A 20,052-nucleotide genomic window follows, 5' to 3' on the forward strand; every position below is an offset into this window, starting at 1 on the left:
GGCGAAAGCGGCGACGACATCTGATCTCCCCCTTGCGGGCCCTTGCGGGGGAGATGTCCGGCAGGACAGAGGGGGGTGCTGTCCCGCCGGCGCTAAACCAGCTTCACCCCGCCATCGCGAGCGGCGCGGCGCTCTTGTTGGGGATCTGGATGTCGATCTCCAGCGTCGACATGGTGGCGCCGCGATCCATCGAGACCTGGAGATAGTCCTGGTCGATCTGCACATGCTTGGCAATGACGGCCATGATCTCCTCGCGCAGGATGGAGACGAGGTCTGGCTGGCCACGGCTCTGGCGTTCATAGGCGAGCAGCAGCTGCAGCCGCTCGCGCGCCACAGGCGCACTGGTGCGCCGCTTGAAGAGGTCGAGAATGCTCATGCCGCCCTCCTTCCGAGAAGCCGTTCGAGGAAACCCTTGCGCTCGAAGGGGACGACCACCGGCAGGTCCTCGCCCTCCAGGCGCCGTGCCGCTTCGAGGTAGGCCTTGGCGGCGGTGTTGATCGGCTCGCTGAGCGTCACCGGCGCGCCGAGGTTGGAGGCCCTGAGCACATCCTGGCTTTCCGGGATGATGCCGAGCAGCGGCGTCGAAAGGATCTCCAGCACGTCGTCGATCGACAGCATCTCGCCGCGCGAGGCGCGCGTCGCGTCATAGCGCGTGACCAGCACGTGCTTCTGGATCAGCTCACCCTGCTCGGCCTTCATGGTGCGGGCGTCGAGCAGGCCGATGATCCGGTCGGAGTCGCGCACCGAGCTCACTTCCGGGTTGGTGACGATGACCGCCTCGTCGGCGAAGCGCATGGCAAGCTGGGCGCCGCGCTCGATGCCGGCCGGGCTGTCGCAGAAGACATAGTCGAACACCGAGCGCAGCCGGGCGATGACTTCGGCAACGCCCTCCTCGGTCAGCGCGTCCTTGTCGCGCGTCTGCGAGGCCGGCAGCAGATAGAGCGTCTCCAGCCGCTTGTCGCGGATCAGCGCCTGCGACAGTTTTGCGGTGCCCTGGATAACGTTGACGAGGTCGAACACCACGCGGCGCTCGGCACCCATGATGAGGTCGAGATTGCGCAGGCCGACGTCGAAATCGACCAGCGCAACCTTCTTGCCGGTCTTGGCCACGGCAGCGCCGAGCGCGGCCGTCGAGGTTGTCTTGCCGACGCCCCCCTTGCCCGAGGTGACCACGACTACCTTGCCCATATATCCAGCCTCCGTTGGCGATTTTTATTCTCTGGCCGTGCCGGGCACGGCGGACTCATGAAGGACAATGGCACTCGAAACCGGTCCGAAGCTTGCGGCCAAAGACTCAGCCGAGCGGCACCACGCACAGCGCATCGTTTTCGAGGAAGGCCTGCACCGCCTTGCCGCGCGAAACACCTTCCATCTCCTCGGCCGTGGTGTACCAGCCGTCGACGGCGAGCAGCTCGGCCTCATTCTTGCGGCAGAAGATGCGCGCCGATGTGTTGCCTTCCGAGCCGGCGATCGCCCGGCCGCGCAGCGTGCCGTAGACATGGATCGAGCCGCCGGCGACGATTTCCGAGCCGGACGCGACCGAGCCCAGCACGATGACGTCGCCATGCGGATGAAAGACCGACTGCCCCGAGCGGATCGGCGCCTTGATCATCAGCGTGCCGGCGGAAGGCTCGTGCCGTGCCGGTACAGCACCCTGCCCCGACCCGGCCGGTTCCGACTTGGCTGCTTCGGCGGCTCGCGCGTTCTGCGCATCGAGCTTCGCCAGTTCATCCTGCGGCGCCCTCATTTGCCCCGGCTGCACGTCCTCGACCGTAGCCGTCTCGACCGTGATCTCTTCCGCCTTCGCCTTGCGCGCGGCCCTGCCCAGCAGGCCCTCGGCGGTCGCCTCCTTGGCGCCGGCGAGCAGCGGCGGCAAATCGGGGCCGAGCTCGGCGCCCTCGAGCTCGATCGCATAGACGCGGATGCCGCGCCGGGCGAGCGTGCCGACAAGTGCAGCGATCTCCTCCGGGCCCGGCTTCAAAGTATTGAGATCCAACACTACCGGGCGGCCGTTGAAATAGCCCGGCGAGTTGCCGATCCAGTGATCGAGCCCCTCCAGCCACTCGTCGATCGGCGCCTCCGGCGTCAGCGTGAAAGCGACGAAGGAGCGGGCGCGGAAGCGGATGGATTTGTTGTGCAAAGGGGCGGCGAAGGTCACGGCCAGACGAATCCTTACTCAATGGTTAAAAGGTGCCGGGCGAATGGTTAACAAAAGGTTAATTTTGCGGATGGCGGCCGCTGAGGAACTGGCGCAGCTAAGTTTTGTGGCGGGGTGGTCACAGTGCCTGCCGCAGCGTCTATCCAGCACACAATTCGACACATGGCGTGAGCCGGCAAGGAACGCTCAGCGGGGCCTAACGGCCAACAATATGCTCGGCATTTCGGCTCTTGTCGGCGGAGGCACCAAGATCTGTATCTCGGCTCTTTCTTCGGCGCCACGCGGAAGCCCTTCATAGGAGTCGGACGGCGTCGCGCGTCAAGCGAAATTTAGTCGCCGGCAAGCTTTTCAGGACAACGGCGCCGACAATATTATTTCGCCTCGCCTTGTCGCCGCTTCGGTTAAGCGCTATGTTTTTCAAATCGAACTTGTTGAACGAATGTTGTTTCTGCGCCTTGGCGCCCTGACGATCTTCCCTCTCAATTTCGAAGACTGCGACGTTTGGCACGCAGCCAGGCGGCGATGATTTGCGTCGATTTGAAAGGAAAATCGTATGACTACTGGAACAGTGAAGTTTTTCAACGCCACGAAAGGCTTCGGCTTCATCGAGCAGGGCAATGGGCAGCCGGACGTGTTCGTCCACATCTCCGCCGTCGAGCGCGCCGGAATGCGCTCGCTAGCGGAGGGCCAGAAGGTGAGCTTCGACATCGTGAAGAACCAGCGGAACGGCAAAAGCTCGGCGGAGAATATCCAGGCGGGCTGATGCCGTGCATCCATGGCCTTTGACCGCGGATGTACCGGCATTGGCCTTGGAGCACTTTGATCTTGCGGATGTCTTCGTCCCGAAACCGGCTCCCGATTTCGGGCAACATGTTTTGGGGTTTTACGCATGTCTTCCCCTAACCGGTTTCCGATTTCGGGAGATATGCTTTGGAAGGTCGGGCTTGCCCGGCCTTCTTCGTTTCAAATCGCGAGGTAGACCATGGCCGAAACCAGTGTGTTCAAGCCGAAGGGCGACGCCAAGAGCGAAGCCACCACGAAGACGGCGCGCACGATAATCGAGGGCGAAGCGGCAGCGCGGCAGGCAAAGACGGAACGGCTCCGCGCGGCCAGGCTCGCCCGCGGGCCGGTTGAAGCGGAGCCAAAGAAGAAGCCGGCAAGGCGAAAATAGCGACGGAGGTCTTGGGGAAGTCTACTTCTCCCGACGCGATTCGGCTCGAGTTCCCGCGGCTGGGGATCGCCGATCCAATGCCCTCCAGCTGAACTATCCCAAAGGCCGGATGGCCGGGCCGTTGAGGACAGCTCCGTCCGGCGCGAACTGCGAGCCGTGGCAGGGGCAATCCCAGCATTGCTCGGTCGAATTCCAGTGCACGATGCAGCCGAGATGCGTGCAACTGGCCGAATGCCGGTGCAGCTTGCCGTCGCGATCGCGGCACACGGCGAACTTGCTCAAGCCGTCCTGAAGGATGCCGCCTTCGCCGGGCTCGAGGGCGTCGGCCGACTTGACCTCACCGGGCAGCAAATAGCCGGCAAGGTTCTTCACCGTCGTAAGGTTCTCATTGACGTAGTGTGCGAGCGCGGCGGGCGGCGTCCGGTCGGGGGCGTAGACGGCTTCCCAGGAGTTCGATCCGTCCACGATCAGGTCGCGGATGAGCAGTCCGGCCAAGGCGCCATGCGTCATGCCCTGGCCGGAGTCGCCGGTGGCGATGAAGACGTTGCCGTTGCCGGGGCTGCGGCCGATGAATCCGCAATAGTCGATCGTTTCGAGGACCTGGCCGGACCATCGTGCTCGTTCTTCGCCAAGATCGGGCACCAATGCCCTGATCCAGGCGTCGAGCGCGACAAAGCGTGCCTCGCCGTCATCCGCTTCGCCCGATTTGTGATCGCGGCCGCCGGCGATGAGACAGTCCGTCTTGCCGGGGCCGGGATTGAGGCGGAGATAATAATAGGGATCGTCCATATCCCAGTAGAGCGCATCCGGGAGGGTTCCCCTGGCAATGTCGAAAGCCATCGCATAGGTGCGGTAAGGCGCCATCTTGCTGTGGATCTTGACCCAGGTGTTGATCGGGGAATTGGTGGCAAACACTGCGTTCGAAGCCGTTACGGTGGAGCCGCCGTCGCATTTCAGGCGAACCTTGTCCCCCTCCTCGATTTCGGTGACGGCGCTGTCGGCGAATGCCTTGCCGCCTCGTTTCTCGAAATCGGCCAGCAGCGCGCGCAAATATTTCAGCGGGTGGAAGGTCGCCTGGTCTGGATAGCGCAGGATGGGCGCCGTTTCATGGCCCTTGAGCGGCACACCCTTGCCATGCTCAGCCTCGGCGCCGATCTTTGCCGCAGCCGCGTACTCCTTGTTGCATTCTCTGGCGGCCTCTTTCTCGTCCATCCATGCGGCCGGAAACAGGAAGCCTTCCAGCCGGCGGAAATCGCAGTCGATCTCCAGCGTGGCGACATGGCGTTCGATGCGGTCGACGGCGGCCTGCTGGCTTTCCTGGAATCCGCGCGCCAGAGCCTCGCCGCGCATGTCGATCAGCGCGCTCAAGCCGTCGTCGCAGATGGGTGCCAGATGGGCGGTCGTGCGCGATGTCATGCCGCCGAGCAAGGGGCCGCGATCCACGAGCACCACCTTGCGTCCCGCCAAGGCCAGTTCGTAGGCGATGGAAACGCCGGCGATGCCGGCGCCGATGACGGCTACGTCACAATGCTCATCCTGCTCGAGGCGAGGCGCGTTGGGCAAGCTGGTGTCGAGTGTCCAAAAAGATCTGGTCGCTTCGCTGCTGACGTTCATTGCCTGCCTCGTATCGGATGCCCGCGCCGAATGCTGCTCGGCGCGGGTTGCAGATCATCGTGACCGGCTCCGCCCTAACGGCTAGGTGCTCCTGAGCGTTCCGTTCATCCCGTTCGGGTAAAAGCCGCCCTTGCTCACACCCGACTGATCGGTCAGATAGACGATGCGCAGCACCTCCTGCGGCGTCCTTGTGAAGGCAATCGCATCCGGCGTCGAAGGAACGACGTTGGCCTTGCCGTCGACCTGAATGCCCTGGTCTTTGTCCTCGTTCCCATCGATCTTGTCGCGTGCGTCGGAAACCGCATTCGCGGCCTTCCAGGCCTTTTCGCCCATGCGATAGAGCGACGACCGCGCCATTCCCATGTGATAGGCCTCGACCGCGAGAATTCCAGCCGCGGCAGCGAGGAATTCCTTGTTCTTCAGGACAGTCGCCGCACCGGCGTAGGCCGTCACACCGACGTCCTCGAACAGCATACCGCCGAGCACCAAATTCATCTGATTGCCAAACGCATCGAAATCGTCGCCGAGGCCGGCCGCCTTGGCGACCGCGGCAAAGCCGGCATCGAAATCGATCGCCGGCCGGTCCACCGCATTCGACGCAAGCGTCTTGCGATAGAACCTGACATGGGCAAGTTCGTTTTCCGCGACCTCGCGCATGAATTCACCGACCGCGGGCGTATCGAAGGCAACCTTTTTGCCGCCGACGACATCGCCGGGTTTGGAACCGATGTCTGAGTCCTCGATGCCTTTTCCCGTGGTGCCGCGGAGGTAATATTCGGCCTCCATATATTCCAGGTTGAGCGCGAAGCGGAAAATGTCTTCGTCTTTTATGTCGTCCTGCGCGGCAGCAGACGAAGTCGAAGCAACGCCGGCCGCTGAAGCAATGGTCGCTCCAAGACCGATTTGCAGTGCCCGGCGGCGACAAACATGAAGTGAAGGCGTGACAGCGGTCATAGCTTCCTCCCGAAGCCCGCCTGTCAACCGGTTTGGCCTCAATGAGCGGGCCAGCCGCCAAACTTCGCAGAAGGCAGAATGTTCCTGAAAAGAAGCCGATATGGCTTTGCCTGGGGGAGCCTGATGCGGCCGCGATACGGCTCGCGTGGCGCCGGTGCGGTTTTGCGCAGCCAATGGCTCGAGCCCTGTCGCCCAGGTCGGCGCCGGGCTTGCAGGCAGGGCGGCGACGGGCGCCTCGCCGCGACCTCCGGGCCATGAACAAGGCCCAGGAGATCGCCTGCCGCGCTCGGCTTCGCGCTCCAGCCTGAGCTCAAGCCGCCAGCCCCACCTCACGGGCTGCGACGATCATGAGGCCGGCGAGCAGGCCGTAGGCGGCTTGCCAGGCACCTGAGGCGTGAAGGCCGCAGTCCGCCACCGCGTTCGCAACAATAACGGATTCGGTTGAGTTACAAGAGGGTGTCTCGCGCCAGATTCAGCGGCCCAGCGTCACTTCGCAGGAACGTGGGCCGCCCTACTCGCACTGCCGGCGCGGGCCGCCGTCATAGGGCTGGTAGGTGTTGTCCTGCGGATCGTAGGAGCGATAGCGGCTGAAGCAGGAGTCGATATGGTCTCCCGACATTTGCGGGCCCAACAGCCGATCCCTGGAAGGCTGCTCCTCCGGCAAAATCTCTTCCGGCGGGCCGCCATAGGTCGTCGCGTAGCCGTCCCGTGTCGTGGGATAGCCTTCCACCTCGGCCTCGTCGTCAGTCACCTCGCCCTGATTGTTCATCCAGGGCTGATCGGATTGGTGCCCGTCGGTCGAGGCTGTGCGATCGCCGCCCGGATCGAAATAGGGCGAGATGCAGGGGCGAATCTCCCCGCTGTAGGAGCGGTAGCTGTTTTCTTGCGGGCGGTAGCTGCGATAGCGGTTGGCGCACCATTCGAGATGCGCGGCGGGCAATTGTGCCTGCTGGGCCGGCGCCTGCTGCGAAGGCTGTTCAGCCGCATCGGCCTGGCCCGTCTGTGAACCATTGGGCGGAGAGATTTCGGGCAAGGGCTGCAACTGCCGCGGCGCGGCGGCTTGCGGCGTTGGGAGAGCTGCGGTCTGCGTGGCCGTATCCGCCGCTTTGGCCCCCTCGTCCGCCTTAACGGACGCGCCGGCGGCCTGCTGGGCCGGGATGCGCTCGAGATCCTGCTTCGCCGGATCGACGGGCCTGGCGTCCTTGGTCCAGAGCTCCGAAACGCCGATCGCCGGCGTTGCCTGGCGCACCGGCTTGGCGGCCAGCAGCCAAGTGGCGAAGGCGAGCCCTGAGGCAAACACGGCCAGGGTCAGCACGAAGCCGCCGACGATTCCCAACAATGCCTTCACGCTGCTCTCCTTCGACCCCCGCTATACAATGCGGGGGGCGGATGGGAGTTCCTCTGCCGCCTCTCGAGATGAGGAACTAGGCGACCACCTCGCCATACTCCCTCACCTTCCCGTCCTGCCCGCGAATCCGCCATGTCTCGCTGTCCCGGCCCTCGATGTGGCTGTGGCCGAGCGGCACCTTGCCGCCGCCATCGGGCAGATCGATGACATAGGTCGGGTTGCAGATGCCGGAGAGGCGCCGGCGCAGTTCCGCGGCCAGCGCCTGGCCCTCGGCAATCGTGGTGCGGCGGTGCGCCATGCCCGGCGCCAGATCACCATGGTGAAGATAGTAAGGTTTTACGCCCAGCCGATAGATCAGCTCGCGGCAGAGCTCTTCCAGCACCTCGACCTTGTCGTTGACGCCCTTCAAGAGAACGCTCTGGTTAAGCAGAACAAAACCCGCCTGACGCATGGTCCGGCAAGCCGTTTCGGTGGCCGGCGTAATCTCGCGCGGGTGGTTGAAGTGGGTGACGACCGTCACCATTAGTCTTCCCTGCAGGGATGCCGTCAGGCCGGGCGTGATGCGCGACGGCAGCGCCACGGGCACGCGGGTGTGGATGCGCAGGAGCCGCACATGCGGGATGGCCTCGATGCGGGCGCGGATTTCGGCGAGCGCCTTGTCGGGCAGCGACAGCGGATCGCCGCCGGTCAGGATCACCTCGCGGATCTCGCTATGTTGGGCGATGTAAGCGAGGGCTGGCTCCAGCGCCTCGCGCGTATAGCCGCGGCCGATCGAAGTCAGCGCCTCCTTGCGAAAACAAAAGCGGCAATAGACCGCGCATTGATAGGTCGGAAACAAGAGCACGCGGTCGGCATGGCGATGGGTCAGCCTGGGCACCGGGCTGAAGGCGTGATCGCCGATCGGATCGCCGAGCTCGCCCTCGGCAGTGATCAATTCGTCCGGCGACGGGATTACCTGCGCGCGGATCGGATCGTTCGGATCGTTCCAGTCGATCAGGTCGAGATAGGCTTTCGGCACGCGCACCTTGTGGGCGGCGGCGGCTTGCTGCGCAGCGGCGCGCTCGGCCGGTGAGAGCGGCAGGGCTGCGAGGTCGCGCACATGGCGCACGCCGGCACGCACGTCGTCCTGCCAGGCGGCGTCGGGTCCGCGCGCGGCTTCCTTGAGATCGGTATTTGAGGTCATTGGGGTCTCGGTGCGAACTTGCGCGGGATATCGGCCGGATGGATGGCCGGGTCAATCGTTTTGGTTGCCGCAGAGCGGTGGAGTGGCGCGCGAGACCGGCCGGGCCTGATGCCCGGCTTGTCTCGTGGCTTTGAGCGCGACGAAATTGGCGCTAATTTGGCGCAGGCTTCGGGGGCGAGACGAATGGATTTCAGCGCAGGCCATGGCTACCTTCTCATCGGTGGGCTCATCCTGGTCGGCGCCGGGCTGCTGATCATTTCGCTCATCGTCAATCTGCGCGTGGCGCACAGCGTGCGCGACGAACTGCGCCATCGCGAAAAGCTGCTGGAATATTATCGCAACATCTTTTCGCAGCTGGGCGTGATCCTGATCGGCATCGGCGTTTCGCTGTTCATCTTCTTCTTCCAGCAGAACTATCAGGACCAGCGCAAGCGCGAGACCGAGCTGCAGCAGGTTCTCGCCAAACTGGCGGCGCGCGTTGCCCGCGGCGCCCCCGTCATCGAAACGCTGGGCGAGTTCGACGAGATACTGGATGAGGGCAGCGCCTATGTCGGCCCCGAACACGGCGGAAGCAACGCCGCGATCACCGCCAGGGGAACGGAGCTCGCCAAGCAGGTCGAAAAGATCCTGCTGGTCGAACGTGATGTCGATGTTCGAGACTTCGAAATTCTGAACCTGTCGCGCGACCTCGAAGCCACCTTTGTCGTCAACGAGATCGATCCGACGCTGTGGTTCAACATCGTGCGCGACGAGAACGAGATCAAATACGCGACGACGCAGTTAGCCCTCGACTACAAGGACCTGCATGACGCGATCGGCGACGAGGCGGTGGAGGCCGCGGTCGCCAAGCCCGACAAGGAACCGAAGATCAAGCACGAGGTGCTCGACATCCTCTATGACGCCGACCTGCTGCGCCAGCGCAGCAGGCGGTTTCTCGCCCGCGCCTGCTGGCTCTTCAGCAAGGGCAAGAGTTTCGTCGCCCTTGCACCGGTTGATGCGATCGAGACCGACACCAAATCGCAGCAGGAATGGATCGACCGCGCGAAATCGGTCCTGACGCAGACAAAGTCGGGCAGCGGCGACTGCTTCAAGCTGCTCCGCTACGGCCAGGCATCCTGAGCCCGCTGGTCTTTGTTTTGATGCTGTCGTTCACCCAGAATCGCCGCACGGCTCTGGGTGAAGCGATCAGTCTCCCACCCGCTGCAGCCTGCCCAGATGATTGTCGTCGAGGAACTCGATCGTCATCGCCGAGGCCTTGCCGTCGGGGCCGACGACGAAGCTCACGCCCGCCGGCCGGTCCGGCGTCTCGGCGTCGGGATGGGTCAGGAACAGATCGGCGTCGAAATGCGTCAGCGAATAGGACCGCGCTCCGGCCGGTCCGACCTCGAGCACAAGGCCGTCGCCCGCGCTCGACACGGTCACGCCGCCGATGAAGTCATTGCCGTAGCGGCCGGAATAGGCGCTGGCCGGCCGGGCCGGCCTTGGCGGAGACGGAGGCGCGGCATATTCGGCCTTGGCCGCGGCGATCGCCGGACCCAGCATCCCGGCATAGATTCCGTCCCAGGCCTCGACCCAGTCCTTTTCGACTTTTCCGTCGAAGACCAGATCGGCAAAGCTGTCGGACAACCCTTCCGGGACACCGGTCGGGAAGGCGTTCGTAAGGATAACGATGCCAAGCTTCTCCTGCGGAAACAGCGTCGCCACCGTACGCGCACCGACGCTGAAGGCGCCTGCATGGCCCCAGCTCAGGCCGTGCCGGCCGAAATCAATATTCCAGCCGAGGCCATAGAAAGACTCGCCTCCGGTTACGGGATTGCGGCCGAGCGCCATCTGAGGCAGATGCGTCTGTCGCAGCGCATCGGAAGCAATCAGCCTCCGGCCGGCATAAACCCCGTCGCCGAGCACCAGGCGCATCCATTGCATGAGATCGCGCGCGCTGGAATTCACGCCGCCCGCCGGCGCCTGAGGATCGACATTGCGCTTGACCTTTGCGGCCCAGACGCCGTCGATCTTGACATGCAGCGCGGCGCGATTGGCGCGGCTGATGAAGTCCGCGTGACGGGAGCTGGTCGCAGCCATTCCAAGCGGGCGGTAGAGCTTTTCCTCCGCGACCGTCTCCCAGGGCTTGCCTGTCGGCTTCGCGGCCGCCACGGCACCCTCGGTCAGCCCGAAATTGCTGTAGGAATAGCCGGCGCGAAAGCTCGACGATGGCGACACAAAGCGGAGGCGGCGAAGGATTTCGGCGCGGTCGTAGCCGATGCCCTCAAGGTCGTCTCCGGCAGTGCCGGGAAGGCCGCTGCGATGCGTGAAAAGATCGCGGATGGTGACTTCGCCGGTGGGATAGGTATCGGCAAGGCGGAAGGCCGGATCGAGATCGGCGATCTTCGAATCCCAGGATACCACCCCGTCGCTGACCAGCGCGGCCACGACGGTAGCCGAGATCGGCTTCGAAAGGGAGGCGATCTGGAACACCGTGTCGGCGTCGACCGGCTCCGGTCTGCCGGCTTCGCGATGCCCGAAACCCTTGAGGAAGATCACCTTGTCGTCATGCACGACGCCGATGGCAAGGCCGGGGACGGCACCATCGGCGACGGCGGCTTGCGCCAGCGCTTCGAGCTTCGGCAAGGCGGCGGCGATGCGCGCGGGCGTGACGGGATCGGCCGATGCCGCGTGCGGCCAAAGCGCCAGTCCGGCGATGAAGGCCAAAACCGTCAAATGACAGAGATCCCGACCAAGCCGCATCGCGCGCTCCCTTCCCTGCATTCACCCTAAGATTGTACAGGCCGGCACCGGCCTGGCCAAGCCCTGCGCCGCCCTGATCATCCTCCCAATCGACTGGTGTGGCGCCGGGTGCGTCCCTCACCTCTGGGCCTGCGCCCGCCTTAGAAGATCCGGCCGTCCCCGACATCATGGCTGTGCTCTGGACACGAAAGCTTGCGTTCCTTCGCGCCCCCCTCTGTCCTGCCGGACATCTCTCCCACTTGGGGGGAGATCAGATGTGGCGCCGGCTTTCGCCAATCATCGCGGAAGGCCGGATATTAAATTCGGGTTCTCCCCGGGATTCCGCCACGCAAAAGCCGCCAAGTCAGGCGAAGGCCACAAGGGCTTTGGTTTGAATTGGGGTTATAGAATGCGGCTGGTCTGGGCGTTTTTGTTCGCGCTGGCGAGCGGCGTGGTTTTCGCGGCATCGCCGGAGGACGACTATATCGCCGCGCGCGACAAGGCGATTTCCGACATCGCGGCGCAGGAGAGCTCGAACGCGGAAGTGGAGGCGCTCGATGGCGCCAACACCAAGGCGCTGGCCGATCTGGAAAAGCGTCTTTCCGCCATTCTCGGCCCGCTTGCGGTCAAGGATTTTCCGGCAACCGGCACGATCAATCTGCAGAGCCTGAGCGCCTCCGATATTGGCTTCGGCATGCTGGACGGGCTGCGCTACGCCAAGAGCGATGCCGGCCCGAGCATCGTCGCGACGACCCGCGGGTTGGTCGAGCGCTGGCTGCGGTCCAAGGCTGACGAGGACGATGAAGGCCTCCGGCTGCCCGCCGGCATCGACGAGGCGCTCAAGCTAGACGCCTTCTATACGCAGGCCATCGGCAGCGACGCCGCATTCGTGAAGACGCTCGACTTTTCACTGAAGAAGCCCGAAGGCGCCGATATCGCCGTCGCGCGGCTCGGCGGCTGGACGCAGGATGTCGGACCGATCTACGACCAGCAGGTCGTCGTCGCGGTCGTCAAGGGCGACCGCGTCCTGATCGCCGAGGCGCCCGCCTCACCGCCCGTGCCGAAGATCGCGGCCTGCGATGCGCTTTGGACCGCGGCCGACGCGGCTGCCCAGAAATTTCAGCAGGCCTATCAGAACTCGGACCTGAAGGACCAGCAGGCCTATGATTCCGCCAACGCCGCCTGGGAAAAAGGCGACGGCGATTATCGCGCCTGCATGGGCGAGCGCCTGCCGGGCGATCCGGGCTTCCCGGCACTGCTTGCCGAGGCCCAGCAGCTTGCTGACCGGATGACCGGCAAGTAGGCCCAGAGCGGTGAAGCGCTGAGCTGGCTACACCCTTCGTCAGCTCGCGGCGGCTCTCATGTTGCGCCGGCGCCTCGCGGTGGGTCGCGCCGGCTCCACGATATGCCCGTTGGTGACATGCCCATTCGTCACGGGCACAACATCCTGCCGGGCCCGGGCGTCGGTCACCCTGTGCAGCCGCTCATAAGGCAGCAGCTCCTTGATGCGGGCATTCAGCGTCTCGACCTCGGCGCGCAGGTCCTCGCATTCCTGTTTCTGGATATCGAGCTGGATCTGCTCCGACGCCTGCTGCAGCGATAGCTGCGAGAGGTTGGTACTGATCACCGACAAATTCTTCTTGTCCAATTCGTTCTCGTTCCTGAGAACGGCAAGCTTCTCTTCCGCGATCTGCCGCTCGGTCACGGCGTCATTCAACTGCGCCCTCAGACCTGTCGCCTCGGCGACCGCCTCGGTCTTGTCGATGGAGGCCTGCTCCAGCCGCGATTGCAGCTCCTGGATTTCGGAGCGCAAGCCGCGCAGCTCTGCCCGGCTCCGCGCAAGCTCCGCCGCGCCATCGCTTTCGGCAATGCGGGCGGCTTCGGCTGTCTCCGCAAGCTTGGCCTGCGTCGTCTCCAACGATTTCTGCAGCCGGGCCTCCTCCTTCTCGTGGCTACCGAGCTGGGCCATAAGTTCGGCAATGCGCGTGGCTTCGTTGGCGTGGGTCGCCGCGAACTCGTCGAATTTGTGCCGGGCCTCGGCCTCGCGCTTTTGCGCCTGCTCCAGCTCGATCGAAAGCCCGACCTGCTTCTCGCGCAGCAGCTTGTTCTCGACAGCGCGCCTGTCGGCTTCGACGGTCTTGGCCGTCAGGGTCTTGACGATCTCACCGAACTCAGCCTCGCGCCTGGCGCTCTCATTGCCCATCTCGACCATTTCGAGCCGCACCGCTGCAAGCGCCTCGCGCAGCGACTCCCTGTCCTGGACGAGACTTGCCTCGCGCTGCTGCCAGGCCTCGGCCGCGCCGTCGCGTTCGCGCTGCTTGCGCGTAGCGTCAAGCAATTGTTCCGACAAGGCCTTGTGTTCGGCGCCCAGAGCGGCGTTCTCCAGCTCCAGCTCATTGGCGCGCAGCGCATCGCGATGCAGGGCGTTCAGGATATCGCGCGTCATGTGGTGCGCTGTGGCGATCTCGGCCAGCCTTGACCCGATCTCCTCCAGATGACCCTGTCCGTCGCGGAAGAGTCCGGAAACGGCTTCCAAGGCGGCCAACCGTGTCTGGGTGTGCGGCGTCAGCCGGGAGGCGGAAGCCTCGGACTGAGTCTCGCCCGGCGGATCCTCCTCGCTTGCCGCCAGGTCGGCGGCAGAATCGTATCCCGGGGACGTCTCTTCGTCAGCCGAAAGACATTCTTCGAAAGCCTCTGCCAGATCCGACTGGAGCTCTTGAAATTCCTTGTCTACGTCCTCGGCCCGTTTGATCAGGGATTTGAAATTCATAACGGCACACCTCTTACGCTCACACCCGCCGTATTACTTAACGAATTGCTAATCTAGCCCTTAACGTTCCGTACGGGAAGCCTGACCAAAAGAAGGAAGGAATTAAGGTTATCGCGGATTTCCAGAGGCTTGCGCGGTGTTCCGTCAGCGGCATCTGCGCTCAGCGCGGTAAAAGGTTAGAATGGCCTGCGTCGGCCGCACGTCATCGAGCCGCAAGCGAGCACCTGGCGCCCGCTGCGGGCGGATCACTCGTTGGAAGGGGAGCCACGCTCCAGCCAGCACCTACGCCAGCGTTGGCCGTTCCATCTAGCGCCGAGGTTCCGTCATGCCGCAGGGGCCGGACCCGCCGGTCCAACCCCTGCATCCAGGCATCAGCTCTTGATTTCGATACGCTTGGCCTGCGACTGCGCCTTCGCGGTCTTGGGCAGCATTACCGTCAGCACGCCGTTCTTGAAGCGGGCATCGATCTTGTCTTCTTCGATCTCGTAGCCCAGCGGGATTCGACGCTCGAAGCGGCCATAGATGCGCTCGGAGAACTGCCGCTCCTTGTCCTCCGTCTCGGAGCGCTTTTCACCCTTCAGCGTCAGCACGCCATCATCAAGCAGCACCTCGATGTCCTTCTCGTCCAGGCCCGGGACTTCGGCCGCCACCTTGATCTCCTTCTCGTTGTCGGAGATCTCAACGCTCGGCCAGCCGGCACCAAAGGCTGATACGCCGCCTAGGGATGGCAAGCCGGAACCGAAACCCCGGAAGACGTCGTCGAACAGCCGATTCACCTCGCGATGCAGCGACAGGAAAGGATCGCGTTCGCCGTCGCGGAAGACACTTGGAACCTGGTTACCATTGTTTCGGCCCCAGGGAATCAGATCACGAACACTCATTTTTTCCTCCTTTCTGTTCATCCGGAGACAAGGCCCCCAAGCGCCGGGAACATCACCCGGCGCTTGGCGCAAAGCGCGGCGAGAAGGCTCAGGCCGCCTTGTTGTCGGCCTCGAGTTTCTTTGTCGCGGCCTTTGGCGATGATTTGTCCGCCGTGATCTCGATCCGGCGCGGCTTCATTTCTTCCGGGATCTCGCGTTTGAGGTCGATTGTCAGCAGACCGTTGACGAGGCTCGCATCGACGACCTTGACGTGATCGGCAAGCTCGAAGCGACGCTGGAATGCGCGGCCGGCAATGCCGCGATGCAGGTACTCGCCGTTGTCCTCGCCTGCCTTTTGGCCAGAAACCATCAGCATGTTCTGCTCCTGGGTAATGGCCAGTTCGTCCTGGCTGAAGCCTGCCAGGGCCATGGTGATACGGTAGTCGTCCTCGCCGCTCTTGGCGATATCGTAGGGCGGCCAGTTGTCAGCGGTTTCGATGCGGCTTGCGGTCTCGAGCGCGTTCAGCATTCGATCGAAGCCGATGCTCGACCGGAACAGGGGAGAAAAGTCGAAACTGGTTCTCATAGCTACATCCTCCATTGAGCAACATAGATACGAGGAGCGCCAAGGCAGCGGCGCTCCTTGACCTTGCCGGCCACTTCAGGCGCCGGCAGGTTCGATTTGGGAATTCATTCCTTTGCCGTCAAGAGGTCCGAGGCGCGCCCGTCAAAGCTGCATAATTACCTTTGTTTTCACGGCGCTAGCACTCGGCTGTTGCGAGTGCCAAAAAATTTCTTGCGGCCTCTTGAAACCGGCGCGTGCAAAACCAAATCCACATGCGCGAGGCCGAAAGGATCGCGAGCCCCGCTCCGGTCCTTCCGGTCCGGAGTGGAGGAACCTCTCAAAATCTGTTTGTCCCGAAGGAGAACGATATGAAGTTCCATCCATTGCATGACCGCGTTCTGGTCCGCCGCGTCGAGGCCGAGGAGAAGACGGCCGGCGGCATCATCATCCCGGACACGGCGAAGGAGAAGCCGCAGGAAGGCGAGATCATCGCCGTCGGTTCCGGCGCGCGCGACGAGAGCGGCAAGCTCATTCCCCTCGACGTCAAAGTCGGCGACCGCATCCTGTTCGGCAAGTGGTCCGGCACCGAGATCAAGCTCAACGGTGAAGACCTGCTCATTATGAAGGAAAGCGACGTGATGGGTGTGGTCGAGCAGACATCGGCGTTGGGAAAAGCGGCTTGAACCGGCCCAACCCGATCGGTGAATGAAAGGTGCCTGCTGAAGGAGTGTTCCAATGGCTGCCAAGGAAGTGAAATTCCATTCCGACGCCCGCGACCGCATGTTGCGCGGCGTCAACATCCTCGCCGACGCGGTGAAGGTCACGCTCGGCCCTAAGGGCCGCAATGTCGTCATCGACAAGTCGTTCGGCGCTCCGCGCATCACCAAGGACGGCGTCACTGTCGCCAAGGAGATCGAGCTCGAGGACAAGTTCGAGAACATGGGCGCGCAAATGGTGCGCGAGGTCGCCTCGAAAACCAGCGATATCGCCGGCGACGGCACGACCACCGCGACCGTTCTCGCCCAGGCCATCGTCAGGGAAGGTGCCAAGGCCGTTGCCGCCGGCATGAATCCCATGGATCTGAAGCGCGGCATCGACAAAGCCGTCGAGGCTATTGTTCAGGAGTTGAAGACCAACGCCCGCAAGGTGACCAGAAATGACGAGATCGCCCAGGTCGGCACGATTTCGGCCAATGGTGATGCCGAGATCGGCCGTTTCCTTGCTGAGGCGATGCAGAAGGTCGGCAACGAGGGCGTCATCACCGTCGAGGAAGCCAAGACCGCCGACACCGAGCTGGAAGTGGTCGAAGGCATGCAGTTCGATCGCGGTTATCTCTCGCCTTACTTCATCACCAATCAGGATAAGATGCGCGTCGAGCTCGAAGAGCCCTATGTGCTGATCCACGAGAAGAAGCTTTCCAACCTGCAGGCGCTGCTGCCGGTTCTGGAGGCGGTGGTTCAGTCGGCGAAGCCCCTGCTCATCATCGCGGAGGATGTCGAGGGCGAGGCGCTCGCGACGCTGGTGGTCAACAAGCTGCGCGGCGGCCTGAAGGTTGCGGCCGTCAAGGCTCCGGGCTTCGGCGACCGCCGCAAGGCCATGCTGGAGGACATCGCCATCCTCACCGGCGGCACCGCTATCAGCGAGGATCTCGGCATCAAGCTTGAGAACGTCACGCTGGAGATGCTCGGCCGCACCAAGAAAGTGGTGGTCGAGAAGGAGAACACCACGATCGTCGATGGCGCCGGCAAGAAGGAGGAGATCCAGGGCCGCGTCGCGCAGATCAAGGCGCAAATCGAGGAGACCACCTCGGACTACGATCGCGAGAAGCTGCAGGAGCGTCTGGCCAAGCTCGCCGGCGGCGTGGCTGTGATCCGCGTCGGCGGTTCGACGGAGGTCGAGGTCAGGGAGCGCAAGGACCGCGTCGACGATGCCATGCATGCGACGCGCGCGGCGGTCGAGGAAGGCATTCTTCCGGGCGGCGGGGTGGCGCTGCTCAGGGCCGCCAATGCGCTCGACGCGGTGGCTGCCGACAACCCCGACCAGAGATACGGCGTCGACATCGTGCGGCGCGCCATCGAGGCGCCGGCGCGTCAGATCGCCGAGAACAGCGGGGCGGAAGGCTCGATCATCGTCGGCAAGCTGCGCGAGAAGACCGATTTCGCCTATGGCTGGAACGCCCAGACCGGCGAATATGGCGATCTTTTCAGCCAGGGCGTTATCGATCCGGCCAAGGTCGTGCGCACCGCGCTGCAGGATGCAGCCTCGATCGCCGGCCTGCTCGTCACCACCGAGGCGATGGTCGCCGAGAAGCCGAAGAAGGAAGCGGCACCCGCCATGCCCGCCGGCGCCGGCATGGACTTCTAGGACGCTGGGGAGGCGCGGCGCCGACACAGCCAATCTCCCCCGACAGGGTTCAATTGGGGGAGATTGCTCGGCAGGGCAAAAGGGAGCGCGAGGGAAACGGCACCCTTCTGAATTGACAAGAACCGGAAAAGCGAGAAAGCACTCCGCGACAGATCGGCTGGCGGGACGCGTCCCCTTTGTCCTGTCGGACATCTCCCCTCATCGGCGGAGATCGGCAGCTTCGACACGCCGCGGCGCGACGGGCCAGAGTTACTATGTGGGAAGATTCTGAATGACGACGGATACCAAGACGACGGAAACCAGGACATTCGAGGCGGATGTCTCGCGGCTGCTGCACATGATGGTGCATTCGGTCTATTCGGACCGGGACGTCTTCCTGCGCGAGCTGATCTCCAACGGCGCGGACGCGTGCGAGAAGCTGCGCTTCGAAGCGATCACCCGTCCCGAGCTGCTGGGCGAGGACGCAAAGCCGCGCATCACTATTTCGGCCGACCCCGACAACAAGCAGCTTGCCGTCGAGGACAACGGCATCGGCATGGGCCGCGAGGAGATGGCCGAGGCTCTGGGCACCATCGCACGCTCCGGCACCCGTGCCTTCATCGAGCGCGTCGAGGCTGGCAAGGCGACTGAGGACTCGCAACTCATCGGCCAGTTCGGCGTCGGCTTCTACTCCGCTTTCATGGTGGCCGATCATGTCGATGTCATCAGCCGGCAGGCCGGCAGCGAGGAAGCCTGGCGCTGGTCTTCCGACGGCAAGGGCACCTACGAGATCGCTCCCGTGCCGCTTGCGGCAGCTCCCAGGCGCGGCACGCGCGTCGTGCTGCATCTGATGGACGATGCGAGTTCCTACACCACGCCTTACCGGCTCGAAGGGCTGGCGAAGTCGCAGTCCGGCCACGTGCCGGTGCCGATCACGCTTGTTGAGAAGCCGGGCGCCGAGCCGCGCGATGTCGCCGACGGCACGGCGCTCTGGGTGAGGCCGAAGAGCGACATAAAGCCCGAGGAATATACCGACTTCTACCGCAGCATCGCCGGCCAGTATGACGAGCCGGCCGCCACCATCCACTTCCGCGCCGAGGGTCGGCACGAATACAGCGCACTTGCCTTCGTGCCGGGCTCGCGTCCGTTCGATCTCTTCGACCAGGACCGCAAGGGTCGTATGAAGCTCTACGTGCGGCGCGTCTTCATCACCGACGATGCCGACGTGTTGCCGCGCTATCTGCGCTTCGTGCGCGGCCTGGTCGATTCCGCCGATCTGCCGCTCAACGTCTCGCGCGAGATGATCCAGGAAAGCCCGCTGCTCGCCGCGATCCGCAAGGGTGTCACCAACCGCGTCCTCGGCGATCTGGGCAAACTCGCCGATAACGATGCCGAGGCCTACGCCAAGATCTGGGAGAATTTCGGCGTCGTGCTCAAGGAAGGCATCTACGAGGACTACGAGCGGCGCGAGCAGCTGCTGAAGCTCGCCCGCTTCCGCTCGACCGCTTCCGGCGAGACGCTGCGCAGCCTGGCCGATTATGTCGCCGCGATGAAGGAAGGACAGAAGGCGATCTTCTTCATGGCCGGGGAAGACCGCGCCCGGCTCGAGGTCTCGCCGCAGCTCGAAGGGTTCCGGGCGCGCGGCATCGAAGTGCTGCTTTTGACCGATCCGGTCGACAGTTTCTGGACGACGATGGCGCCGGAATTCGACGGCAAGCCGTTCAAATCGGTGACGCAGGGCGCGGCCGAACTGTCGGAGATCCCGCTGCTCGACACCGCGTCCAAGCCGGATGCCGAAATCTCGTCCGAAATCGCGACCTTCCTGGCCTTCGTGAAGACGGCGCTGGGAGACGAGGTCTCGGACGTGAAGGCCTCCGACCGCCTGACCGAAAGCGCGGTCTGCCTGGTCGCACCGGAGCACGGTCCCGACCGCCAGTTCGAGCGGCTGCTCAACGCCGCCGGCCGCCTCGACAAGGCGGCCAAGCCGATCCTCGAGATCAACCCGCGGCACGAGCGCGTCACGGCGCTGGCGAAGCTCGGCGACGGCGAGCGCGCTTTCAAGGAAGACGCCGCGCATCTGCTTTACGACGAGGCGCGCGTGCTGGACGGCGACAAGCCGGCCGATGCCAGGGCGTTTTCGGCGCGGCTTGCTCGCCTGATCGAGCGCGGTTTGGCGAGGGAGTAGTGGGGGCGTTGGGCGCCTCACGGAGCCCGGATCCTGCCGTGACTTCTCACGAGGAGGCGGCGCAAGGGTGAGATCGGTCGCGATCCTTCGCGCCCCCCTCTGTCCTGCCGACGGGTCAAGGCTTCTCCACGCTACTACGCTCGGAGGTCAGAGCGCCGCCCTACCCCCTCAGCCCCGGTG

General features: G+C 64.0%; 18 protein-coding genes. 7 read left to right on the top strand and 11 right to left on the bottom strand.

Annotation, left to right across the window (positions count from 1 at the left end; all coding sequences use genetic code 11):
• Positions 1-103: 103 nt before the first annotated feature.
• The 3 genes from minE to minC all read right to left on the bottom strand — a co-directional run bounded on the left by minE (position 104) and on the right by minC (position 2,158).
• Positions 104-376 (bottom strand): cell division topological specificity factor MinE, encoded by a 273-nt coding sequence (gene minE / locus A9K66_RS07935; protein ID WP_042638296.1) that lies wholly within the window; start codon positions 374-376, stop codon positions 104-106.
• On the bottom strand, positions 373-1,188 hold the full coding sequence (gene minD, locus A9K66_RS07940) for a septum site-determining protein MinD (protein WP_067321964.1): 816 nt from the start codon (positions 1,186-1,188) through the stop codon (positions 373-375). Before minD ends, minE begins: the two co-directional genes overlap by 4 nt.
• Positions 1,189-1,294: 106 nt before the next feature.
• Positions 1,295-2,158 carry a septum site-determining protein MinC gene (gene minC, locus A9K66_RS07945; RefSeq protein WP_066992899.1) on the bottom strand — a complete coding sequence of 288 codons (864 nt, stop codon included), beginning with the start codon at positions 2,156-2,158 and terminating at the stop codon, positions 1,295-1,297.
• A gap of 553 nt (positions 2,159-2,711) precedes the next feature.
• On the opposite strand from minC, the gene A9K66_RS07955 reads away from it, so the two are divergent.
• Together A9K66_RS07955 and A9K66_RS07960 are read left to right on the top strand one after the other, a co-directional pair.
• Positions 2,712-2,921 carry a cold-shock protein gene (locus tag A9K66_RS07955; protein ID WP_066992896.1) on the top strand — a complete coding sequence of 70 codons (210 nt, stop codon included), beginning with the start codon at positions 2,712-2,714 and terminating at the stop codon, positions 2,919-2,921.
• 219 nt (positions 2,922-3,140) lie between these two features.
• On the top strand, positions 3,141-3,329 hold the full coding sequence (locus A9K66_RS07960; protein WP_066992893.1) for a hypothetical protein: 189 nt from the start codon (positions 3,141-3,143) through the stop codon (positions 3,327-3,329).
• Positions 3,330-3,422: 93 nt separating this feature from the next.
• Here A9K66_RS07960 and A9K66_RS07965 read toward each other — a convergent pair whose 3' ends face one another.
• The 4 genes from A9K66_RS07965 to A9K66_RS07980 all read right to left on the bottom strand — a co-directional run bounded on the left by A9K66_RS07965 (position 3,423) and on the right by A9K66_RS07980 (position 8,428).
• On the bottom strand, positions 3,423-4,943 hold the full coding sequence (locus A9K66_RS07965) for an FAD-dependent oxidoreductase (protein WP_067321970.1): 1,521 nt from the start codon (positions 4,941-4,943) through the stop codon (positions 3,423-3,425).
• 81 nt (positions 4,944-5,024) lie between these two features.
• Entirely contained in the window at positions 5,025-5,897 is an 873-nt protein-coding gene (locus tag A9K66_RS07970; RefSeq protein ID WP_067321973.1) for a ferritin-like domain-containing protein, read from the bottom strand.
• A 511-nt stretch (positions 5,898-6,408) separates the two neighbouring features.
• The gene (locus A9K66_RS07975; RefSeq protein ID WP_082953762.1) at positions 6,409-7,245 is read right to left on the bottom strand and encodes a BA14K family protein; all 837 of its coding nucleotides are present in this window, start codon (positions 7,243-7,245) and stop codon (positions 6,409-6,411) included.
• A 76-nt stretch (positions 7,246-7,321) separates the two neighbouring features.
• Positions 7,322-8,428 carry a KamA family radical SAM protein gene (locus tag A9K66_RS07980; protein ID WP_067321979.1) on the bottom strand — a complete coding sequence of 369 codons (1,107 nt, stop codon included), beginning with the start codon at positions 8,426-8,428 and terminating at the stop codon, positions 7,322-7,324.
• Positions 8,429-8,611: 183 nt separating this feature from the next.
• On the opposite strand from A9K66_RS07980, the gene A9K66_RS07985 reads away from it, so the two are divergent.
• Positions 8,612-9,547, top strand: a complete 936-nt coding sequence (locus A9K66_RS07985; protein ID WP_067321982.1) for a hypothetical protein — start codon at positions 8,612-8,614, stop codon at positions 9,545-9,547.
• Positions 9,548-9,613: 66 nt separating this feature from the next.
• Here A9K66_RS07985 and A9K66_RS07990 read toward each other — a convergent pair whose 3' ends face one another.
• On the bottom strand, positions 9,614-11,170 hold the full coding sequence (locus tag A9K66_RS07990; protein WP_067321985.1) for a serine hydrolase: 1,557 nt from the start codon (positions 11,168-11,170) through the stop codon (positions 9,614-9,616).
• A 388-nt stretch (positions 11,171-11,558) separates the two neighbouring features.
• On the opposite strand from A9K66_RS07990, the gene A9K66_RS07995 reads away from it, so the two are divergent.
• Complete coding sequence (locus A9K66_RS07995; protein ID WP_067321988.1) at positions 11,559-12,452, top strand: hypothetical protein; 894 nt, start codon at positions 11,559-11,561, stop codon at positions 12,450-12,452.
• A 39-nt stretch (positions 12,453-12,491) separates the two neighbouring features.
• Here the strand turns inward: A9K66_RS07995 and A9K66_RS08000 are convergent, their stop codons facing one another.
• The 3 genes from A9K66_RS08000 to A9K66_RS08010 all read right to left on the bottom strand — a co-directional run bounded on the left by A9K66_RS08000 (position 12,492) and on the right by A9K66_RS08010 (position 15,365).
• Positions 12,492-13,919 (bottom strand): hypothetical protein, encoded by a 1,428-nt coding sequence (locus tag A9K66_RS08000; RefSeq protein ID WP_067321991.1) that lies wholly within the window; start codon positions 13,917-13,919, stop codon positions 12,492-12,494.
• A gap of 371 nt (positions 13,920-14,290) precedes the next feature.
• Positions 14,291-14,800, bottom strand: coding sequence for an Hsp20/alpha crystallin family protein (locus tag A9K66_RS08005; protein ID WP_067322042.1), 510 nt, complete (start codon positions 14,798-14,800; stop codon positions 14,291-14,293).
• Positions 14,801-14,888: 88 nt separating this feature from the next.
• Entirely contained in the window at positions 14,889-15,365 is a 477-nt protein-coding gene (locus A9K66_RS08010; RefSeq protein WP_067321994.1) for an Hsp20 family protein, read from the bottom strand.
• Between the two features lie 347 nt (positions 15,366-15,712).
• Here A9K66_RS08010 and groES point away from each other — a divergent pair, with 347 nt between their 5' ends.
• The 3 genes from groES (at position 15,713) to htpG (ending at position 19,872) form a co-directional block, all read left to right on the top strand.
• Positions 15,713-16,027 carry a co-chaperone GroES gene (groES, locus tag A9K66_RS08015; protein ID WP_066992870.1) on the top strand — a complete coding sequence of 105 codons (315 nt, stop codon included), beginning with the start codon at positions 15,713-15,715 and terminating at the stop codon, positions 16,025-16,027.
• A gap of 52 nt (positions 16,028-16,079) precedes the next feature.
• Positions 16,080-17,708, top strand: a complete 1,629-nt coding sequence (gene groL, locus A9K66_RS08020) for a chaperonin GroEL (protein ID WP_066992865.1) — start codon at positions 16,080-16,082, stop codon at positions 17,706-17,708.
• 271 nt (positions 17,709-17,979) lie between these two features.
• Complete coding sequence (htpG, locus tag A9K66_RS08025; protein ID WP_067321997.1) at positions 17,980-19,872, top strand: molecular chaperone HtpG; 1,893 nt, start codon at positions 17,980-17,982, stop codon at positions 19,870-19,872.
• The last annotated feature ends 180 nt before the right edge of the window (positions 19,873-20,052 follow it).

The sequence above is a fragment of the Mesorhizobium sp. AA23 genome, assembly GCF_001672435.1.
Taxonomy (GTDB): domain Bacteria; phylum Pseudomonadota; class Alphaproteobacteria; order Rhizobiales; family Rhizobiaceae; genus Mesorhizobium.